Genomic DNA, 20,027 nt, shown 5'->3' with positions numbered 1-20,027 from the left:
AAAAAGCAATCCCCCCGGGCGGCGGATTTCAAACCCCGCCCCGTCCGCCGGCGGCGGCGGGGAAGTGCCCGGAATCTCATTGCCCTTATGGTCGAAACCTGTTATAATACCCCCGTATTCATCCGCCTTCCGCCTGAAAAGGAGATCATAAAACTATGGGCAAACAAAAACGCCGCTTCACCAGCGCCTTTCTGGCGGCGCTGATCACCCTCACCTGCTCCCCCATCACCCCCGCCGCCCGGGCCTATTCCGACTCGGAAAACACCTGGGCCGCCGAGGTCATCGAAAAGGCCGGGGCCTATGGCCTCATGAACGGCTATCCCGACGGCCGCTTCGGCGTGGGGGACCCCATGAAGCGGGTGGAGTTCGTCACCGTCCTCACCCGCATGTTCGACTGGGATGCCGCCGCCCCCGCCTCTCCCACCTACATCGACTGCCCCGCCGACTACTGGGGCTTTTCCGCCATGGAGACCGCCGCCGCCCACGGCGTGCTGGACCCCGGCGGCTCCATCCGGCCCGAGGATTACATCAGCCGGGCCGAGATGGCCCAGATGCTCGTCCGGGCCCTGGGCTATACCCGCCTGGCCCAATCCCTGTCCAATACCGTCCTCCCCTTCCCCGACGTCTCCTCGGACAAGGGCTACATCTCCATCGCCTATGACCTGGGCATCATCAACGGCGTGGAGGAAAAGGGCCAGCTGAAATTCCTCCCCACCTTCTCCGCCCCCCGGGAGCAGGCGGCCGCCATGCTGGTGCGCTGCTATGAGCGGTACACCTCCTCCACCTCCTGGCTCCACGGCTTCTACGCCACCTCCTCCTTCTCCCAGCTGGACTATACCGACGCCATGGACGCCGTCAGCGTGGGCTGGGCCCGCCTGGAGTACACCGACGGGGCCCTTACCGTCAACAACACCGCTGCCAACAACAACGACTGGGTGAAGCCCGAGGGCTCTGAGCTGGTCACCGGCCGCCTGGCGGCCAACTCCATCCCCTGCAACCTGAACGTCTTCGCCTCGGCCTCCACCTTCGCCTCCCTGGTGGCCGCCGGGCTCCAGACCGAGGCCGTGAACCGCCTGACCGCCGCCGCCCGGCCCTACTCCGGCCTCACCATCGACCTGGAGGGGCTCAAGACCGACCAGCGGGAGAACTTCTCCCTCTTTATGGCCTCCCTCCGCTCCGCCCTCCCCGCCCAGCAGTCCCTCTACGTCTGCGTCCAGCCCGACACCTGGTTCGGCGGCTACGACTACCGGTCCCTGGGCGAGTCCTGCGACAAGGTCATCCTGATGGCCCACGACTACCAGTGGTCCTCCATCCCCGACTACTACGTGGGCACGGACAATACATACTGCCCCGTCACCCCCTTCGACCAGGTCTACACCGCCCTCAAGCACCTCACCGACCCCGCCACCGGGGTCCAGGACCTAAGCCGGGCGGCCCTGGCCGTCTCCTTCAACACCACCGGCTTCCACGTGGACGAAAACGGCCTCCTGCTGGACACCACCTTCTATCACCCCGGTAAGGACACCATCGCCAAACGCCTTCAACAGCCCGACTCCCTCCGGGTCTGGGACGAGGCCAGCCACAACCCCTGCCTGACCTACACCACCGAGGACGGCGGCCGCTACAAGCTCTGGTACGAGGACGCCCAGAGCGTGGCCGACAAGCTCCAGCTGGCCCGCATGTTCGGCGTCACCAGCGTCTCGGTCTGGCGCCTGGGCACCATCCCCGACTACAAGGACATCCCCAACTACGACGTCTGGACCACCCTCTCCGCCCGCTGACGCCGCGCCCCTTTGCCTTCCCCTGGGGGAAAGGTGGCAGCCCGAAGGGCTGACGGATGAGGGGAACGCCGGAAGCCCTCCCGCCCCCGTCACTTGCCAATGCCCCGTCCCCCGCACCCCCGTAGGGGCGGATATCATCCGCCCGCTCCCCTTTCAATAAGCAAAACGTGAACGTAAAAAGGACCCGCCCCCGCTCATTGCCAAGGGCTCCCCCTCCGGGGGCACCCCAGGCCACCCTCTCCTGGCCCTCCGGGCCAATTCACCCTGTGTCCGGCTTCGCCGGACTGAGAGGGCCGCCCCCCAATCCCCCCATCACCTTCCGAATCGAGGTAACCTCCCATGAACCCAAAACACCGCCTCCACGAATTCGCCCTCATGACCTTAGGCTCCGCCCTGGTGGCGGTGGGCGTCTACTTCTTCAAATTCCCCAACCACTTCTCCATGGGCGGCGTCTCCGGCCTGTCCATCCTCCTGGGCCAGCTCATCCCCGCCACCGTGGTCACCCCCGGCGTCATCAACACCGCCATCAACGTCCTCTACCTGATCCTGGGCTTCGCGGTCCTCAACCGGGGCTTTGGCCTCAAGACGGTCTACTGCTCCCTGCTCTACTCCGTCCTGGTCCAGGCCTTGGAGTGGGTCTGCCCCCTCAACGGCCCCCTGACGGACCAGAAAATGCTGGAGCTCTTCTTCGCCGTCATCCTCCCGGCCCTGGGCTCGGCCATCCTCTTCAACCTGGACGCCTCCACCGGCGGCACCGACATCATGGCCATGATCCTCAAGAAGTTCACCGGCCTGGACGTGGGCCGGGCCCTTCTGATCTCCGACGTCCTCATCGCCGCCGCCGCCCTCTTCATTTTCGACATCGAGACCGGCCTCTTCTCCCTGCTGGGCCTGGCCCTCAAATCCATCCTGGTGGACAGCGTCATCGAGTCCCTCAACCGCCGCAAATCCTTCACCGTGGTCACCCACGATCCGGAACCGGTCTGCCGCTATATCACCGAAACCCTGGGCCGGGGCGCCACCGTCTGGCAGGGCCAGGGCGCCTACACCCACCAGGACCAATACGTGATCCTGACGGCCCTCTCCCGCCACCAGGCGGTCCAGCTGCGCAACCACCTGCGCCAAACAGACCCCAACGCCTTCATGCTCATCACCAACTCCAGCGAGATTTTCGGCAAAGGCTTCCTCCGGGCGTAAGTAAGGTGTTTGACTGTGTGCACATCAAGACGTGCGCAGTTCTGGGGGATATTTCTTTTCCCGAGGAAAAGAAACACCACCCCAGACCCCCAAAGAAAAGTCTTTTGGTGTAGCCCTGCTCGCAGGTTCCCTTTTTAGTAGAAGGTCTACTGCTCGAAGAAGGGGGATAAGCACGGGTGCGTCTGTGCGACACGTAGTCCCTTTAGCGCCGCTCGGCCGCTGACGTGTGCTTAATCGATAAGTGCCGTTTTGCGTACGCCCTTAGCCTTCCCCTTGGGGGAAGGTGGCAGCCCAAAGGGCTGACGGATGAGGGGACCTGCGGAAAAAGGAAAAGGCCCTGCTAAAGAGACAGGTTCCCCTCACCAGTCTCGTTTCGCTCAACAGCTTTCCCCCAGGGGAAGTTTTAAACAAACGAACCCCGTGGCCGCCACAAAGTGTGGCCACGGGGTCTTCTTACCTTCTTGTGAACAACCCGGGAAGGTTTCCAAAGGGAGGGGGACCGCAGTCCCCCTCCTTTGGTCGTTGAGAGGGGGTCTTGGGGGAGAGAATCGAAACTCTCCCCCAAGCGTCTTTTCTGGGGGGTCTGGGGGTGCCATCTTTTCCACGCGGAAAAGATGGTCCCCCAGGAGGCTCCACCTCCCAGAGGTGGCCAAACTCACCCCATCGGATGCGCCCGATACCGCACCCCAACGCAGTACCAGCCCCCCTCGGGCTCCCTCTGGTACCCATACCCGTCGTCCTCGTCAGCCTCCCCGGCCCGGAACCTCAATTCCACAGACGCGGACCTGACAACGTACCCCGCCAGCTCCCCGCTCCCCTCGGCCAAATCCGGGGCACAGGCCTTGGCAACCTCCATCCCCCAAACCGGCCGCAGGGCGTACCGCAGGGTAAATGTGACACTCTCCTCCCCGTCGACTTCTCCAACCGCCGTCCGGGTCAGCCCCAACAGCCTCACGTCGTCGGCCTGGAGCGGGCTTCCGCCCCGGGCTCTCCCGCTGTCACACATCCCGTCTCCCCGCAGCCCGTCCAGATACCGCTCGGCCCAGGCCCGGCAGGCCTCGTCCGGGTCCCCCGGCTCGTTGGCGTACACGTTGAGATAGGAGTAATTTCCGTTCAAAAAGTTTTTCCATCTGTGCTCGGCGGCATCCTGCCAGTCCTCGCTCCCAACCTCGGGGGGCCCGGGGATCCACTGGATGCCCCCCCGGTCCTTGACCCACACCGGCTCGGTGCCGAAGGCGTCCACCGTCTGCCGCCGGAAGCTCACGTTGTACTGCACGAGGGCGTACCCCTCCAGCTCCCCCTTCCCCACGGGACAGGGGTACCCCTCCGGGAACTGCCCCTCCAGGGCCGCCAGCCCGCCCGCGGGCTTGACGGCCAGGCCGACATTGTCCCCGGCGTCGTAGACCACCACGTCGCTGGCCTTCCACGCCGCCCCGTCCGGGAGCGCGTAGAACTGCTGCCCGAACTGAATCGCCCACCGGGTCCCCAGGTCCCCCTTCCCGTCGTCGGGCACGCAGATGATGTCCCCGTCCAGGGTGGACAGGCTCAGCCCCGCCTTGGGCTCCACGTGATAAGGCAGAGCGATGGGCTCCGTGGCGGCGGGCTTTTCCCGGTCACTGTCCTGGGCCGCCCGCCCCTGGACGCAGGTCCAGGTCACCGACCCGTCGGCGTTGTAGCTCCGTTCCAGCGTCACATGCCACTGGGTGTCGATTTTCCCGTCGTAGTAAGTCCTGCCGTTGGTCCCCGGCGAAAACACATACGTCCGGTCCGACCCCAGCGCTTCGGCGGCCCCCTTCTGCCCGTTCACCGGCCGCAGCATCAGCCCCACATCCTCGGTGGTCCCCATCACCGTCAAGGCGGCCCCGGAGCTGGTGACCTTGCTGGGCGTGAAGCTGGGCCCATAGTTCACCTCCACGCTGTCGCAGCGGAGGGGGTGACCCTCCGGCAGCCGGTAGAACTGCTGCCCAAACTCCGCCGCCCACAGCCCGAACACGGCGTACCTCTGACGGGTCTCGTCGGTCCCGGCGGGGAAGGTGACGGAGACCCCCACGGGCTCCACGTCCTTGACCCCCGCCCCCGCCGCCTCGGGCACAGCGAAGGGCAAAGACAAATCCATTCCATTGGCGTAATTCTGGGCGTACTGCCCCTGGTACTGGTAGCCGCTCCAAACGGTTTTCCCGTTGTCCGTCCCGCCCCGCCGTAGGGTAACGGCGGCGGTGACGGTCACGTAGTCGCTGTCCTCAAGCCAATAGGCCCCCACATAGTTGTCGTCCATGTCGTTGACGAGCCGCGCCCCGGCCCGCTTCCCCCACACGGGCCGGAAGGCGTACTCCAAATGGAACATCAGCGCCTCCGGCGTCTCCGACGGCGTCCACCCCACCAATTCCATAGTGGTCAGCCTCACGTCGTCCGCCTTGGCGGGGGACCCGTTGTCCGAAGCGGTCAAGTGCTGGCGGACATACGCCTCCGCCCACAGCCGCCCCGCCTCTTCCCAGGCCGCCCGGTCGTCCCCGGCCACGGCGGCGGACACCCTGGCGTCCAGGCTCCACATCTTGACCTGCTCGTCGGTCCAATCCCGCTCCTCTCCCGGCGGCGTGACGTTGGCCCGGAGGGCCAGACTGTACGCCCCGTTCCCGTGGGCGTACCACCGCCCGTCCTCCAGCGTCAGGGAACAGGCCAGCTCCATCAGCGCGTAGTCCTCGAACTCCCCCGTTCCCCGGGGCAGTCCTCCGTTGTAGAGCGCCGCCACGGCCTCCAGCCCGCCCGCGGGCTTCACCGCCAGCGCCCCGGTCTCCCACACCTCGCGGGTCCTGCCGTTCTTATGGGGCTCCTGCCCCCAGCCGCCCTGGCCGTCGGGCACGCCGGTCCACTCGTACCCCGTCCCCAGCACCGCCACGTCGGCGGCCTTCCAGGGGGCCCCGTCGGGCAGGCCGTAGAGCCGCTTCCCGTACTCCGCCAGGAACCGCACCACCACCTCCCGGGAGTAGCTCGCCTCGTTCCCCGCCCACTCGAAGTCGGGGATGCTCACCTCGTCCGTGGCCTCCAGATCGAGGGCCGTCACCCCCGGCACAGCTTCCACGTGAAGGGGCGTCTGGGTCTCCACGCCCCGCTCCACCGCCCCGGTGAAGGTGCACAGTCCGGCCAGCATCGCCAAACACACGGCGGCGGCCACCGCCTTTTTCCGAATTTTTCGGTACATACTCACCTGAACCACCCTTTCCTTGATCTGTTTCGGCCCCTCGGTCATGGCGGTGGAGGCGCTCAATAATTCCCCGGCCCGGGGCCGTCCCGCCGCCACCATCTCCACCAGCGTCCGCCCATAGGGCACCCGCTCCTCTTCTCCCAGCGCCCGCACCGCGGCGGCGTCGCAGGAGAGCTCACAGTCCCGCTTGGAACACACCGCCGCAATCCACACCAGCGGATGGAACCACCACAGGCACAGACACGCCGCCCGCGCCAGCGCCCACCAGTTATCCCCGTGCCGCCGGTGCGCCAGCTCGTGGGCCAAAATGTACTTCACCCGCCCGGGGTGCTCCGCCGCCTCCCGGTTGAGGTAAATGGCGGGCCGAAACACCCCCGCCAGACAGGGAGAGGCCAAGAAATCCGCCCGATAAACCGGCACAGGGCACCCTTCCACGGGATATTCCCTCCGGCTCCGCCTCAGCCTCCCCCACAATCTCAGATTGGAGACAACGAACCACGCCGCCATCCCCACCACGCCAATCATCCAAACAATTCTAACGATTTCCCCAACCCCAACGCTTCTTACGCTTTCACCACTTCCAACCGTAGGGGCGGATATCATCCGCCCGCCCTCTCCGGTCCCCGGAACACCTTCCGATCCATTGCCAATGGCTCCCCCCTCCTGGGGGAGCCCCCCTAGGGTGCCCTCTCTTTGCCCTTCGGGCAAATTCACCTCGTGTCCGGCGACGCCGGACTGAGAGGGGTCCCCCTGAGAAACCCCGCCCCCCATGACCGTCTGCGGAGCTCCCTCCACATCACTGCCAATGCCTTCCCCCTGGGGGAAGGTGGCCCGCAGGGCCGGATGAGGGGAACCTTCCCCCACCAACCCGGCCTCCCGTTCCAAAAGCACCCCAGCGCCGCCGCCCGCCGCCCGGACCCCCAAATTGGCCACGCTCACCGCGCTGGCCCCCAGGTTCACCGGCACCAGCAGCCGCAGAGCCACCAGCGCCCACAGGGCGTACCTGGCCCCCGCCGGGATGCGGTCTTTCAATACGCCCCGAATCAGGAACACCGCGCACAGCAGCACCGTGGCGGACAAAACCACCTCACGCATCCCCGCCGCCTCCTTCCGCCCGGTCCAAAATGTCCCGGAGCTCCCGCAGCTCCTCCTCCTTTAAATGCTTCCCCTCCACCAGGGAACTGACCATCAGCCCCAGGCTCCCGGAGAACACCCGGTCCAAAAACCGCTCGGCCTCCTCCACCGTGGCCTCCTCCCGCACGTAGGCGGGAAAATACTCCTTGGCCCGCCCGTTCTCCCGGTAGGTCACGGCCCCCTTCTTTTCCATCCGATTCAAGAAGGAGATGACGGTGTGCTTGCTCCACCCGGTCTCCTCCTCCAGCCCCGCGGTCAGCTGCGTGATGGTCTGGGGCGCCCCGTCCCACAGCTTTTCCATGACCCGCCACTCCGCCGGGGACAAACTCACATGCTCGTTCATATTCAAAGCCCTCCATTCAAGGTAACCATTTGCTTACCTCATGTATATCACGTTGGTAAGCAAATGTCAACCTATTTATTTACCGCCCTCGCCGCCACCGCCAAAGGCCCCCCGTCCCCCGCCACCGCCAACGCCCCCGCAGGCCTGTAGGGGCGGCTATCAGCCGCCCGCCCGCCTATCAACAAGCAAACGACAAGAAAAAAGCCCCACCCCTCCAATCCCTGTCAAAAGCTCCCCCTCCGGGGGAGCTGTCAGCGAAGCTGACTGAGAGGGCAGCCCCCCAAGGAAATATTTCCCTCTCGACGGCCTTCCCCTTCTTTCCCAAAACAATATGGTAAAATATGGTTATCTAATCCATTTTTCAAAAGAAGGGGATCATTATGCCGTTCCTGCGCAAGAAAGGTCTTTTCGAGAGTAACAAGGTACAATTTCTGCCCGTTGCCTGTCTCGCCCCCAACCCCAACCAGCCCCGCAAGCGCTTCTCTCGTGAGGGTTTGGAGGAATTGTCCGCCAGCATCGCTGAACACGGCATCCTCCAGCCCCTCTCCGTCCGCCGGAACGGGACCGGCTATGAGCTGGTCTCCGGGGAGCGCCGCCTCCGGGCCGCCCATATGGCGGGCCTCACCGAGGTGCCCTGCATCGTGGTGACGGTGGACGAAAACCAGTCCTCCCTCCTGGCCCTCATCGAGAACGTCCAGCGGCGGGACCTGGACTTTGTGGAGGAGGCCCAGGCCCTCCAGGCCCTTCTGGAGGCCACCGGCCTCTCCCAGGAGGCGGTGGCCCGCCAGATCGGCAAATCCCAGTCCGCCGTGGCCAACAAGCTCCGCCTGCTGAAGCTTACCCCCGAGACCCTCCGCCTGCTCCGGGAGGCGGGCCTCACCGAGCGCCACGCCCGGGCCCTCCTTCGCCTGGAGCTGCCCGTCCAGCAGGAAAACGCCGCCCGCTATGTCATTGAGCACGGCCTCACCGTAGCCAAGACCGAGGACTATGTCCAATCCCTTCTCTCCCCCGCCCCCAAGCGCACCAAGCCCACCTTCATCATTAAGGACGTCCGCCTCTTCCTCAACACCGTCACCCGGGGCCTGTCCATGATGCAGACCGCCGGTGTCCATGCCGACTGCCAGCGCCGGGACACCGACGAAGCCATTCTCCTCACTATCCGCATCCCCCGCCAGTCCGCCTAAAAGGAGGGCTTTTCCTTGGGTAAAACGGCGGTACCGAACACTCGCAAGGGATACGGGGGAAAGTTGTACGTTTATCTCGCCCATTTGTTTCACGTGAAACATTGAAAAGTTTATGATTTCAGGGAAGGCCTGGATGTTTCACGTGAAACATCCAGGCCTTCCCTGTTTTGTTTGTTCTTTTCCCCCTTTTGTGTCCTCCCGCCGCGCCACTCCGGCGGAACAGCCGCCGGGACCTTTGCTGAAAACCCGCTGGCGGCGGGTTTCTTTCTGCTCCGGCAGGCTTTTTTCCCGCTTCTTATTGAAAACCTTTCTCCTGACGGGTATAATAAGTTTTACGACCCTATTTACTTCACGAGAAAGGCTGTGCGTTATGGTAAAACGAATCGCGATCGTGAATCAGAAGGGCGGTGTGGGAAAGACCACCACCTGTGTGAATCTGGCCTCCGCCTTGCGCGCCAAGGGGCAGCGGGTTTTGGTCTGCGACTTTGACCCCCAGGCCAACGCCACTTCCGGTTTCGGGATCGATAAGACCACCGCCAACCCCAGCATTTACGAGGTGCTCATCGCCGGCGCCCCCTGCGAAAAGGCAGTCATCTCCACCCCCTACTGCGACGTGATCCCCGTCAACAAATCCCTGGCGGGAGCGGGGATCGAGATGATCGGCATGGACGACCGGGAACACCTGCTGCGCAAGGCCCTGGACGGGGTGGCGGACAATTACGACTATATCCTGATCGACTGCCCCCCCTCCCTGGAGCTGCTCACCCTCAACGCCCTGTGCGCCGCCGACTCCGTGCTGGTGCCGGTGCAGTGTGAGTACTATGCCCTGGAGGGCCTCTCCGACCTGCTGGGCACCGTCCGCATCGTCAAGCGGTCCCTGAATCCCGGCATCGCCATGGAGGGGGTGGTCCTCACCATGTTCGACTCCCGCACCAACCTGTCCATGCAGGTGGCCGAGGAGGTCAAGCGCCACTTCCCCGGGCAGGTCTATTCCACCGTCATTCCCAGGAACGTGCGCCTCTCCGAGGCCCCCAGCCACGGCAAGCCCATTGATGCCTACGACCCCTATTCCAGAGGCGCAGAGGCTTACGCCTCCCTGGCCGACGAGGTCATCGGGAAAAACAGCTGACTACATAGATAAGGTAGAGGCCTGTCCCCTACCCCACAGAAAGAAGGAATGAATATGGCAGTGGAACACGGCCTGGGCAAGGGCCTGGGCGCCCTGCTGGGCGACGCCGCCCTTCAAAACCAGGGTGAGGGTTCCCTCTCCCTCCCCATCTCGCAGGTCCAGCCGGGGCTGAACCAGCCCCGGAAGCGTTTCGACGAGGAAGCTCTGGCCGACCTGGCCGACTCCATCCGCACCCACGGGGTCATTCAGCCCCTCACCGTCCGGCGGCTGGCCTCCGGCTATTACCAGATCATCGCCGGCGAGCGGCGCTGGCGGGCCTCCAAGCTGGCGGGCCTTACCGAGGTCCCGGCTGTGGTCATCGAGGCCGACGACAAGAAGGTCATGGAGCTGGGCCTCATCGAGAACCTCCAGCGGGAGGATCTGAACCCCATCGAAGAGGCCAACGGCTACAAGGTCCTCATGCACGAGTACGGCATGACCCAGGAGGAGGTGGCCCAGCGGGTGGGCAAGTCCCGCCCCGCCATTGCCAACGCCACCCGGCTCCTGGACCTGCCCGACGCGGTGTGCCAGCTTTTGGAGGAGGGCAAGCTCTCCGCGGGCCACGCCCGGGCCCTCCTGGCCGCCCCCTCCGGCTCTCAGCAGCGGAATCTGGCCCAGCGGGTGGTGGAAGAGGGGCTCTCTGTCCGCCAGACCGAGCAGGCGGTAAAGCGGATGCTCCGGGAGGAGACAGAGGAGACCCCCGCCGCCAAGCCAGGCGACCCCTATAAGATCTACCGGGACGCCGCCGCCAAGGAGCTCTCCGACCGGTTCGGCCGCCGGGTTTCCATCGTCCACGGGGCCAAAAAGGGCAAAGTGGAGCTGGAGTACTACGACGACAACGACCTTAACACCCTGCTGGACCTTCTGGAACAGGTCAAATCCGTCCCGAAGGGAGGGTCCGTGGGTTGAGCGAGCGGAAACACCGGGAAAATCTCCAGCACCAGGCGGAGCACACCCGCCCCCGGCGCCGTATGTCTGTGCTGGGATATCTGCTGGTCCTCTTTGCCGTGGCCTTCCTCCTGCTGCTTTTGGCCTATTTCCAGCAGCAGCGGGCCAACGCCGAGGCCACGGATGCCTTGAAACAGTCGGTCTCCGCCGTGGACACCATCGAAAAGATGATCGCGGAAAATGAACAGCTGCGGGAACAGGTGGAACAGCTGGAAGCTGAGGCGACAACGCTGGACCAGGAAAACCAGAGCCTAAAGACCCTGACGGGCAACCTGACGGCCCGGCTGGAAAAGACCCAGGCGGCCATGGACTACTTCTGGCAGGTGGACGAGGCCTACGTCCGGGGCCGGTACGGCCTGTGCCGGGACCTGATCCAGGAGATGGAGGACGTCACCCAAGGAACCGCCCTGAAGGACTATCTGCCCACGGAGAGCGCCACCGACACCGACCGCTTCTCCCCCGCCCAGCGGTATCAGGAGATCTACGACAGCCTGTACTGATTTGGACCGACCGGTCCCCCCCTGCCCCGGCGCAACATTATAATGAGGTGAATTGATTATGCTGGATATCAAGTTTATTCGGGAAAACCCGGATGTGGTCAAAGAGAACATCAAGAAGAAATTCCAAGACGAGAAGCTCCCCCTGGTGGATGAGGTCATCGCCCTGGACAAGGAGAACCGTGAGACCATCCAGGCCGCCCAGGACCTGCGCACCGCCCGCAACGCCAAGTCCAAGCAGGTGGGCATGCTCATGGGACAGGCCAAAAAGACCGGAGACGACAGCCTTCTGGCCCAGGCCGAGACTTTGAAGCAGGAGGTGGCCGCCGACGCCGACACCCTGGCCGCCCTGGAAGCCAAAGAGGACGAGCTGGCCGAGAAGATCCGCAAGATCCTGCTGGTCATTCCCAACATCATCGACCCCTCCGTGCCCATCGGCCCCGATGACTCCGCCAACGTGGAGGTGGAGCGGTTCGGGGAGGCCGCCACGCCCGACTTCCCCATCCCCTACCATACGGAGATCATGGAGAGCTTTGACGGCATCGACATGGACGCCGCCGGGCGGGTGTCCGGGGCGGGCTTCTACTACCTGCTGGGGGATATCGCCCGGCTCCACGAGGCGGTGCTGGCCTACGGCCGGGATTTCATGATCGACAAGGGCTTCACCTACTGCATCCCCCCCTTCATGATCCACGGCAACGTGGTGGAGGGGGTCATGTCCCAGACCGACATGGATGCCATGATGTACAAGATCGAAGGCGAGGACCTCTACCTCATCGGCACCTCCGAGCACTCCATGATCGGCCGGTTTATCGACCAGATCATTCCCGAGGACAAGCTTCCCCAGACCTTGACCTCCTACTCCCCCTGCTTCCGCAAGGAGAAGGGGTCCCACGGGCTGGAGGAGCGGGGCGTGTACCGCATCCACCAGTTTGAGAAGCAGGAGATGATCGTGGTCTGCAAGCCCGAGGAGTCCATGGCGTGGTACGAAAAGCTCTGGCGGTACTCCGTGGAGCTGTTCCGCAACTTCGATATCCCCGTGCGCCAGCTGGAGTGCTGCTCCGGCGATTTGGCCGATCTGAAGGTGAAGTCCTGCGACATCGAGGCGTGGAGCCCCCGGCAGCAGAAGTATTTCGAAGTCTGCTCCTGCTCCAACCTGGGGGACGCCCAGGCACGGCGGCTGAAGATTCGCTATAAGGGTGAGGACGGCAAGACCTATCTGGCCCACACCCTCAACAACACCTGCGTGGCGCCCCCCCGGATGCTCATTGCCCTGCTGGAGAACAACCTCCAGGCCGACGGGTCTGTGAAAATTCCCAAGGTGCTCCAGCCCTATATGGGGGGCAAGGAAATTCTGGTGCCCAAGGGCTGATTTCATTTTACCGGGAAGGTTTGTTAAGAGGCGGAACGTTGGGATGCTTCACGCAGCGGCGGTGCCCCCTGATCTTTTTGGCGCAAACGGAACGCCACGGTAAAGCTGCTGGGCGGCACCAGCGCGGGCCTGCCCGGCATAGCCGGCAGGATGTCATTTTTCTAAAACGCAGAATGTTTCACGTGAAACATTATAATGTTATACCTATCCAGGCCGCGGCGGACGGTGGATCTCCGTCCGCCGCACAATGAATGGAGGGTGGAAATGAAATACGTGGCGGCTGTTTTGCTGGCGGCGGTGCTGGCCCTTCCCTCCCCCGCCCTGGCGGCGGAGGGGGCGGGGTTTTCCGACGTGGAAGAGGGTGACTGGTTCGCCCCCTATGTGGAAGTGTGCGCCGAAGATGGGCTGATGATCGGCCTGGGTGACGGGCGGTTCGACCCCATGGGGGCCGTGAACACCGACGAGGCCGTGGTGATGGCCGCGCGGGTGCTGTGGCAGGCCGACGGGGGCTCCGGGCCGCTGCCCAAGGGGCCCAGCGTGGAGGAATTTGCCGCCGAGGTGGGCGAGGACATCAGTAATTTCCCCTTTTTGGACAGCCCGGAGCTGACCCAGGAGTACGCATCTTCCTGGAGCTGGGACGGGTATACCTATCTGTTCCGGCGGACCAGGGAGGCCGGGGCCGCCTTTGACGGGGGGCTCATCTACCCCTACTCTGCCGACCGGTACGACTTCTTCCACCTGCTGGGCTTTGCGGCCCAAGGGCTGGAGCTGCCCGGACGCAACCGCTTGGACGCAGTGCCCGGGACCCGGGAGGAGGGCATTTTGGACCTCTATCGGGCGGGCATTTTGGCGGGGACCGACGGGTACGGGGCCTTCGATGGGCAGAAGGGGCTGACACGGGCGGAGGCCGCCGCGGCCCTGGCCCGCATCGCCCGGCCCGAGCTGCGGCTGTCCTTTACGCTGCTCCCCTTCCCCTACGAGGGGTATACCCTGACGCCGCTGCGGGCGTATACCGGCTCCGACGGCGTGAATTACCCGGTGTTTCCCTTGGTGGACGGGGATATTCTGCTTCTTGACGGGCGGACAGTGCCCTGGCCGCCCATGGGGTCCATCTCCTCCGGGCTTTTCCGGAGCGGGGACTACTGCCACTTCCAGGGCTTTGACCGGGACACCGAGGACCCCTGGGACACGCTGGTCTGCCTGATGGACCGAGAGGGGAACATTCCCGTGCCGCCGGGGGTCTATGACGACCTGCGGGCCACCGGGGACGGGCACTTGATTGGCATTAAATGGGAGGGAAACACCGCCCGGTGGTTCCACCTGAACGCCGCCGGGGAGGCGGAGGCCGAGCTGCCCGGCACCGTGGGCACCGGCGGAAACAACTGGTGGGGGTTCAACCAGTGGGTGTGCCCCTGGCGGGACGAGGAGCAGTTCCTCTGGGGCTACAAAAACCAGGAGGGGGGCTGGGCCGTTGAACCCACCTGGGCCGAGGCGTGGCCCTTCCAGAACGGGTACGCCGTGGTGCGGGATTACGCCACCGGGCTGTACGGGGTGCTGGGGCTGGACGGTGAGCTGGTTCTCCCCTACCAATACACCGACATCGAGCCGTTTTGGAACTCGCCGGGGTGCGAGGCGCCCGGGTATTTCGCTGTCACCGACCGGGACGGGCGGGCCGGGTGGGTCGCTCCTGACGGGACGTGGTATGACCGGGATTCGGGGCTGAATGAGGATCCCGCCTATCAAAACGGCTACGCCGCCTGCTGGGACGGGGGGTACGACGAGGCTTACAGCTACTATCTGGGGCCGGATACCCTGCGCGCCAGCGAGCGCTTCGACTGGTGCGGGGACATCGGGCCGGACGGGGCCGGGTTCGTGGGGATGGACGGGATGATTTGGCGTATTCAGTTTGAGTAGAGGCGCGGGGGCGGGCGGATGATATCCGCCCCTACATTGTGAGACGGAGGGCCGGGGGATGGCCGCCCGGGTGCGGGCGGCCCCATGGGCCCACGGGGTCACAGGCGGGCGGCTGAAAGCCGCCCCGACATTGTGAAACGGAGGCGCGGAAGATGAAACGCTTGGCGGTTTTTTTGCTGGCGGGGGCGCTGATGCTCCCCTCCCCCGCTCTGGGAGCGGAGGCTTCTGGTTTTTCCGACGTGGAGGCCGGGAGCTGGTACGAGGAGGGCGTGAAGGTCTGCGTGGAAGCGGGGCTGATGGAGGGCGTCGGCCAGGGCCGGTTCGCGCCGGGGGACCGGCTGAGCCAGCCCGAGTGCCTCACTCTGGCGCTGCGGCTCTACGATCTGTGCCACGGCGGGGACGGGGCGCTCCCCCACGCCCCGGCGGAGTGGAGCTTGGGGCGCTTTACCCTGGAGCTGGAGGACGGGACCGTCCTCAACCCCTACGTCAGCGACCCGGAGGCCGTCAGCTTTCAGCCCAGGGGTATCCTGTTCTACCTGGACGAGGAACAGCGGGACTGGGCCCAAGGACTGGCGGGGCGGGAGGCCGTTTTGGGCTACCAGGGCGGTCGGTACTCCGCCGCGCTGGAATTCGCCACGTGGATCGAGGATGCCGCGCTCTTCTTCCCCGTGGAGTACGGCACCGATTTCTACCCGGTCTACGACGAGCTGACCCAGCAGGTGTGGCGGGTGCCCAGCCCGGAGGCGTGGTACCGGGACGCCTGGTATTATCTGGAAGAGAATGGGTTGAGCGAGCAGTATTCCTCCTTCTCCTTTGAGGAGGGCGTCGCCGCCAGCCGGGCGCAGTTTGCCTGGGCGCTGGCCAGGACGGGGGCGGAGCTGGGGGAGGTCAACCATATCTCCGACCTGCCCGACACCTCCGACGAGCAGGTGTTGGCGCTCTATAACGCCGGGGTGCTGACCGGCACCGACGAGTACGGCCGGTTCGGCGGGGAGGCCGGGCTGACCCGGGCCGAGGCCGCCGTCATGACGGCCCGTGTGTTGAAGCCGGAGCTGCGCAAGGAGTTTTCCCTTACGGCTCCCGCCGCCGCGCGGGGGTACACCCTGACCTATCTGATGGACGGGACCCCCGACTGCGGGGTGGACTACCCCGTGTGCGTCCTGGGGGGCGGAGACGGCGGGGCCAGCGGCGTGCTGACCCTGGACGGGCGGCTGCTGGAATGGCCGGGGGCGGTGCCCTCCTTCGGGCTGGAGCGGGACGGGGAATACTGCTATTTCTCCGCCTGGAAGGACGAAAACCGGCGGCCCTGGGAGATGAACACCGGGCTGATGGACCGGACGGGGGCCTTCCCCGTGCCCATGGGGGAATATGACAGCCTCCACTCCACCGGCGACGGGCGGTTTGTGGGGACGAAGGTGGACGACCCCTGGGGGGAGATGGACCAGATCCAGTGGTTCCTGCTGGCCGCCGACGGGACGGTGGAGGCCGAGCTGCCCAGGGTGGAAAACGGCTCTGACAACTCCTGGTGGGCCTTCGGCGAGGGGGTCTGCCCCTGGAAGGATGCCGAGAGCGGGCTTTGGGGGTACGTGGACGCCCGGGGGGACTGGGCGGTGGAGCCCACGTGGACCTACGCCGGGAGCTTCCGGGACGGGTACGCCGTGGTGGAGCTGGACGGGCTCCAGGGGGCCATCGACCGGGACGGGGCCCTGGTCGTGGACTACGCCTATCCTAAACTGATCTACGCCGGGAACGGGCAGTTTTTTGGTGAGGACTGGAAAAGTCGGGCGAGCTGGCTGGTCCGGCCCGGCGGGGAGGCCCGGGAGGTCTGCTGTGAGTTCTCCGACGCGCGGGGGCAGAACGGGTTCGTGGCCTGCACCTGGGGAGAGGCGGACAGCTGGACGGGGTACTACTACTGCTATCTGGACCGGGATTTGAGGCCCATCACCCCCGCGGAATTCACCTTCGCCAGCGACATCGGGCCGGATGGGGCCGGGTTCGTGGGGATGGACGGGGGGATTTACCGCATCCAGTTTGAGTGAGGGGAACATGGATGCCTGGGGCGGGCGGATGATATCCGCCCCTACATTGTGAGATGGAGGCGCGGAAGATGAAACGCTTGGCGGCGGGTTTGCTGGCGGGGGCGCTGATGCTCGCCTCCCCTGCTTGGGGGGCGGAGGTCCCCGCGTTTTCCGACGTGGAACCTGGGAGCTGGTATGAAGAGGGCGTGCGGGTCTGCGTGGAGGAAGGGCTGATGGAGGGCGTGGGGGACGGGCGGTTCGCGCCGGAGGCCCCGCTTTCTGATGTCGAGTGCGGCGTGCTGCTTCTACGGCTTTATGATTTGGGGCACGGCGGGGCCGGGACCTTTGAACCGGCACCGGAGGAATGGGGGAAAATCACCTTTACCACCGCCGACGGCACTGCCGTCACCGGCTACGGCGGCGAGGATTCCTGGCGGTGGACGGCCCTGAGCCGTTCCGACCCCGGGCGGCCCGGCATCTCCCTGGACACCCCGGAGCTGGATGCCTGGGGACAGGCCCAGGACGGCAAGGACGCCACCCTCGTCCTGGTGGGGAAGGAGTGGGCCGGCACCGCCGTTTATTATGCTGGTGACTCGGAAAAAATCCTCTATTTCGACTTTGCCCGGGACCTGGACGGCAACCAGATCGGCCCTTCCTCCAGTGAGCTCACCACCGCCCGCTACCTCCGTCCGGCGCCGGAGCGTTGGTGGCGAGACGCGAGCTATTACGCCTACTCCCAGGGCCTTCTGGAGTACAACAGCGCCTTTTCTTCGCTGCTGTGGGACGGTCAGCCGGGGCAGCCTCCAATCACCAGGTGGGCCTTCGCCGAGCCCCTTGCCATTGCCGCCGGGGAGCTGCCGGCCCTCGGGCAGGTGACCGAGCTGCCCGACGTGGGGCCGGACGGGGAGTACGAACAAATCATCCTGGGCCTTTACAGCGCCGGGGTGCTGACCGGGAGCGACGCTTACGGGACATTCCACGGCGAGTGGGGGCTGACCCGGGCGGAGGCCGCGGGCATCTGCGCCCGGGTGCTGCGGCCCGAACTGCGCAAGACCATCTCTCCGATCCCCCAGGCCGCCTTTGTCCCCTTCCAGGAAAATGGGTTCTATGGGCTGAAAGACGCCTCCGGAGCGGTGCATATCCCCGCTCAATACGCCTATCTGGTGGTGGAGGAAGATGGCGCTGTGGTGGTCACAGACCTCCATGGCAACAAGGGTATCCTGGACGTGGACGGAAACGTGATCCTGCCCTGTCTCTATCCCCGCATTTACAATTCTCCCGACCAGGAGGGCCTTGTCGTGGTAGGAACCGCCGGCGACTACGCCAGCCCCCTCCATTACAACGGTAAAAAGGGCATGATCGACACCCAGGGAACCATCGTTATTCCTTTGATATACGACTTCCTCACCCCCTTTGAAAATGGAACGGCCAGCTTCGTCCGGCAGGAGGGGGAAACTCTGATATTTGGGCATCTGGAGCCGGACGGTACCGAGCTTCTCCTGACGGCGGAAGAGGTTTCCCCGGATGACCAGCTCTATATGGCCCTCCGGTTGCTGGGAGTCATAACGCCATAACGGCCCCAGCAAAATAAAGACGAAAAGGAGAATGGCTCATGAAAGAGAAAACCGGCGGCTTTATCGCCGAGTTCAAGCAGTTTATCGCACGGGGGAACGTGATGGACATGGCCGTGGGCGTTATCGTGGGCGGCGCGTTCAAGGCCATCGCAGACTCCCTGACCGCCGATATCATCATGCCGGTCATCGGCATCTTTGTAAAGGAAAACTCCTTTGCGGATTTGAGCGTCACCGTGGGGTCGGCGGTCATTACTTACGGCAACTTTATCAACGCCGTGCTCAACTTCCTCATCATGGCGCTGGTGGTGTTCTGCCTCATCAAGGGCATCAACTCCTTCCACCGCAAGAAGGAGGAGGCGCCGGCGGCGCCCCCCGCGCCCTCCAAGGAGGAAGTGCTGCTGACCGAGATACGGGACCTTTTGAAGGAGAAAGCCGATGCCTGACGAGAAAAACTTGGAAAATGAGACGCCGAAAGAGGAGATCGTGTACGCCACGCCCATGAAGCGGGTTTGGGCCTGGGTGGGGGTGGTGTACATGGTCATTTTGGTGCTGCTGATGACCTACGGACTTGCCTCCGGGGGGTATTTGAACGGTATCGGGCCGCTGATGCTCTCCCCCGCCCTGGCGGGGGTGGGGGCCTCCGCCATCGTGCGGTACCGCTCCGGGGAGGGCCGGGGAGGGCTGGCCGTCTGTATCCTGGTGGCCGGGGCCGGGTTTGTTCTGGCGGTGCTGAACGTGGTGCGCTCCATTCCCGCCATCGTCAGCCAGGTGGGGGCCATCGGATGAGAGAGATTTTGAACCGGGGGCTGGAACAGATGGGGCTGACGGCCCCCGAGGGGGCCGTGGAGCGGCTGGAAATCTATGCCCGGCTGCTGGTGGAGCAGAACAAGGTCATGAATTTGACCGCCATTACCGAGCCGGAGGCCGTGGCAAGGCTGCATTTTTTGGATTCGGCGGCGGTGCTGGGGTATTTGAGGGGGGCGGGACACGCGGGCGGTGGAGATAACACCCTCTCAGTCGCCTGCGGCGACAGCTCCCCCGGAGGGGGAGCCTCCCTGCGGGGGGACGCCCCGGGTCTAAGGGTCATTGACGTGGGGACCGGGGCCGGGTTTCCGGGGCTGGTTCTGAAGATTTTGGAACCCTCCCTCTCTTTGACACTGCTGGATTCGCTGGGGAAGCGGGTGAAGTGGCTGGAGACGGTCTGCCGGGAGCTGGGGCTGGAGGGAGTGACCTGCCTCCACGCCAGGGCGGAAGAGCAGGCGTTGGAGCCGGGGTTCCGGGATTCCTTCGACGCGGCCGTGTCACGGGCGGTGGCCTCCCTTCCCCTGCTCACCGAGCTGTGTCTGCCCTATGTGCGGCCCGGCGGGACCTTCTTAGCCATGAAGAGCGTGGAGAGCGGCCAGGAGATCCTCTCCGCCCAAGGGGCCGTGAAGCGGCTGGGAGGGCGGCTGGAGGAGCCGGTGGACTACGACGTGCCCGGCGCCGGGGTGACCCACCGGCTGGTGCGGGTGCGGAAAATCTCCAATACGCCCAAGGGGTATCCCCGGAAGTGGGCGAAAATCAAAAAGGAACCGCTGTGAGGGACGGGGCGTGGCAGCGAAGCTGAAGGTTCCCCTCATCCGGCCCTGCGGGCCACCTTCCCCCAGGGGAAGGCTTTTGGGGGGGAGCTGTTCTCGGGGAAGCGTTCTGGGGAAG

Annotated in this window: 15 protein-coding genes; 13 read left to right on the top strand and 2 right to left on the bottom strand. The window is 64.9% G+C overall.

From position 1 onward, the window contains the following. The first annotated feature begins 155 nt into the window (after window positions 1–155). Both AAEU42_RS11660 and AAEU42_RS11655 read left to right on the top strand, forming a co-directional pair. Window positions 156–1,781, top strand: coding sequence for an S-layer homology domain-containing protein (locus tag AAEU42_RS11660; protein ID WP_342233730.1), 1,626 nt, complete (start codon window positions 156–158; stop codon window positions 1,779–1,781). A gap of 339 nt (window positions 1,782–2,120) precedes the next feature. Continuing rightward, on the top strand, window positions 2,121–2,978 hold the full coding sequence (locus AAEU42_RS11655; RefSeq protein WP_342233729.1) for a YitT family protein: 858 nt from the start codon (window positions 2,121–2,123) through the stop codon (window positions 2,976–2,978). Between the two features lie 655 nt (window positions 2,979–3,633). Here the strand turns inward: AAEU42_RS11655 and AAEU42_RS11650 are convergent. Together AAEU42_RS11650 and AAEU42_RS11645 are read right to left on the bottom strand one after the other, a co-directional pair. Continuing rightward, window positions 3,634–7,275 (bottom strand): M56 family metallopeptidase, encoded by a 3,642-nt coding sequence (locus tag AAEU42_RS11650; RefSeq protein WP_342233728.1) that lies wholly within the window; start codon window positions 7,273–7,275, stop codon window positions 3,634–3,636. Beyond that, window positions 7,268–7,657, bottom strand: coding sequence for a BlaI/MecI/CopY family transcriptional regulator (locus AAEU42_RS11645; protein WP_342233727.1), 390 nt, complete (start codon window positions 7,655–7,657; stop codon window positions 7,268–7,270). Before AAEU42_RS11645 ends, AAEU42_RS11650 begins: the two co-directional genes overlap by 8 nt. Before the next feature lie 380 nt (window positions 7,658–8,037). On the opposite strand from AAEU42_RS11645, the gene AAEU42_RS11640 reads away from it, so the two are divergent. From AAEU42_RS11640 to rsmG, 11 genes are all read left to right on the top strand, one after another. Further along, on the top strand, window positions 8,038–8,841 hold the full coding sequence (locus tag AAEU42_RS11640) for a ParB/RepB/Spo0J family partition protein (RefSeq protein ID WP_342233726.1): 804 nt from the start codon (window positions 8,038–8,040) through the stop codon (window positions 8,839–8,841). Window positions 8,842–9,211: 370 nt separating this feature from the next. Then, the gene (locus tag AAEU42_RS11635) at window positions 9,212–9,970 is read left to right on the top strand and encodes a ParA family protein (protein WP_342233725.1); all 759 of its coding nucleotides are present in this window, start codon (window positions 9,212–9,214) and stop codon (window positions 9,968–9,970) included. Window positions 9,971–10,024: 54 nt separating this feature from the next. Beyond that, window positions 10,025–10,918, top strand: a complete 894-nt coding sequence (locus AAEU42_RS11630; RefSeq protein WP_342233724.1) for a ParB/RepB/Spo0J family partition protein — start codon at window positions 10,025–10,027, stop codon at window positions 10,916–10,918. Continuing rightward, a complete protein-coding gene (locus AAEU42_RS11625; protein WP_342233723.1) occupies window positions 10,915–11,457 on the top strand; it encodes a cell division protein ZapB in 543 nt (180 codons plus the stop codon). The genes AAEU42_RS11630 and AAEU42_RS11625 overlap by 4 nt, the downstream gene beginning before the upstream one ends. A 58-nt stretch (window positions 11,458–11,515) precedes the next feature. Beyond that, window positions 11,516–12,826 carry a serine--tRNA ligase gene (gene serS / locus AAEU42_RS11620; RefSeq protein WP_342233722.1) on the top strand — a complete coding sequence of 437 codons (1,311 nt, stop codon included), beginning with the start codon at window positions 11,516–11,518 and terminating at the stop codon, window positions 12,824–12,826. Window positions 12,827–13,090: 264 nt separating this feature from the next. Continuing rightward, window positions 13,091–14,740: an S-layer homology domain-containing protein gene (locus AAEU42_RS11615; protein WP_342233721.1), complete on the top strand. Its 1,650-nt coding sequence runs from the start codon at window positions 13,091–13,093 to the stop codon at window positions 14,738–14,740. Between the two features lie 152 nt (window positions 14,741–14,892). Continuing rightward, a complete protein-coding gene (locus tag AAEU42_RS11610) occupies window positions 14,893–16,779 on the top strand; it encodes an S-layer homology domain-containing protein (RefSeq protein ID WP_342233720.1) in 1,887 nt (628 codons plus the stop codon). A gap of 68 nt (window positions 16,780–16,847) precedes the next feature. After that, a complete protein-coding gene (locus AAEU42_RS11605) occupies window positions 16,848–18,332 on the top strand; it encodes a WG repeat-containing protein (protein WP_342233719.1) in 1,485 nt (494 codons plus the stop codon). A gap of 38 nt (window positions 18,333–18,370) precedes the next feature. Next, window positions 18,371–18,775, top strand: a complete 405-nt coding sequence (gene mscL / locus AAEU42_RS11600) for a large-conductance mechanosensitive channel protein MscL (protein ID WP_342233718.1) — start codon at window positions 18,371–18,373, stop codon at window positions 18,773–18,775. Then, entirely contained in the window at window positions 18,768–19,118 is a 351-nt protein-coding gene (locus AAEU42_RS11595) for a hypothetical protein (protein ID WP_342233717.1), read from the top strand. The genes mscL and AAEU42_RS11595 overlap by 8 nt, the downstream gene beginning before the upstream one ends. Then, complete coding sequence (rsmG, locus tag AAEU42_RS11590; protein ID WP_342233716.1) at window positions 19,115–19,912, top strand: 16S rRNA (guanine(527)-N(7))-methyltransferase RsmG; 798 nt, start codon at window positions 19,115–19,117, stop codon at window positions 19,910–19,912. The genes AAEU42_RS11595 and rsmG overlap by 4 nt, the downstream gene beginning before the upstream one ends. Window positions 19,913–20,027: the final 115 nt, after the last annotated feature.

The sequence above is a fragment of the Pseudoflavonifractor phocaeensis genome (assembly GCF_038439875.1).
GTDB lineage: Bacteria > Bacillota > Clostridia > Oscillospirales > Oscillospiraceae > Vermiculatibacterium.
The sequence above is the reverse complement of the archived record's forward strand: the minus strand, read 5'-3'. Positions and strand labels throughout refer to the sequence as shown.

Bases quoted from the DNA above. Each gene is read 5' to 3' on its own strand.
- AAEU42_RS11660 (WP_342233730.1), top strand. From the start codon at position 156: ATGGGCAAACAAAAACGCCGCTTCACCAGCGCCTTTCTGGCGGCGCTG.
- AAEU42_RS11655 (WP_342233729.1), top strand. From the start codon at position 2,121: ATGAACCCAAAACACCGCCTCCACGAATTCGCCCTCATGACCTTAGGC.
- AAEU42_RS11650 (WP_342233728.1), bottom strand. From the start codon at position 7,275: ATGCGTGAGGTGGTTTTGTCCGCCACGGTGCTGCTGTGCGCGGTGTTC.
- AAEU42_RS11645 (WP_342233727.1), bottom strand. From the start codon at position 7,657: ATGAACGAGCATGTGAGTTTGTCCCCGGCGGAGTGGCGGGTCATGGAA.
- AAEU42_RS11640 (WP_342233726.1), top strand. From the start codon at position 8,038: ATGCCGTTCCTGCGCAAGAAAGGTCTTTTCGAGAGTAACAAGGTACAA.
- AAEU42_RS11635 (WP_342233725.1), top strand. From the start codon at position 9,212: ATGGTAAAACGAATCGCGATCGTGAATCAGAAGGGCGGTGTGGGAAAG.
- AAEU42_RS11630 (WP_342233724.1), top strand. From the start codon at position 10,025: ATGGCAGTGGAACACGGCCTGGGCAAGGGCCTGGGCGCCCTGCTGGGC.
- serS (WP_342233722.1), top strand. From the start codon at position 11,516: ATGCTGGATATCAAGTTTATTCGGGAAAACCCGGATGTGGTCAAAGAG.
- AAEU42_RS11615 (WP_342233721.1), top strand. From the start codon at position 13,091: ATGAAATACGTGGCGGCTGTTTTGCTGGCGGCGGTGCTGGCCCTTCCC.
- AAEU42_RS11610 (WP_342233720.1), top strand. From the start codon at position 14,893: ATGAAACGCTTGGCGGTTTTTTTGCTGGCGGGGGCGCTGATGCTCCCC.
- AAEU42_RS11605 (WP_342233719.1), top strand. From the start codon at position 16,848: ATGAAACGCTTGGCGGCGGGTTTGCTGGCGGGGGCGCTGATGCTCGCC.
- mscL (WP_342233718.1), top strand. From the start codon at position 18,371: ATGAAAGAGAAAACCGGCGGCTTTATCGCCGAGTTCAAGCAGTTTATC.
- AAEU42_RS11595 (WP_342233717.1), top strand. From the start codon at position 18,768: ATGCCTGACGAGAAAAACTTGGAAAATGAGACGCCGAAAGAGGAGATC.
- rsmG (WP_342233716.1), top strand. From the start codon at position 19,115: ATGAGAGAGATTTTGAACCGGGGGCTGGAACAGATGGGGCTGACGGCC.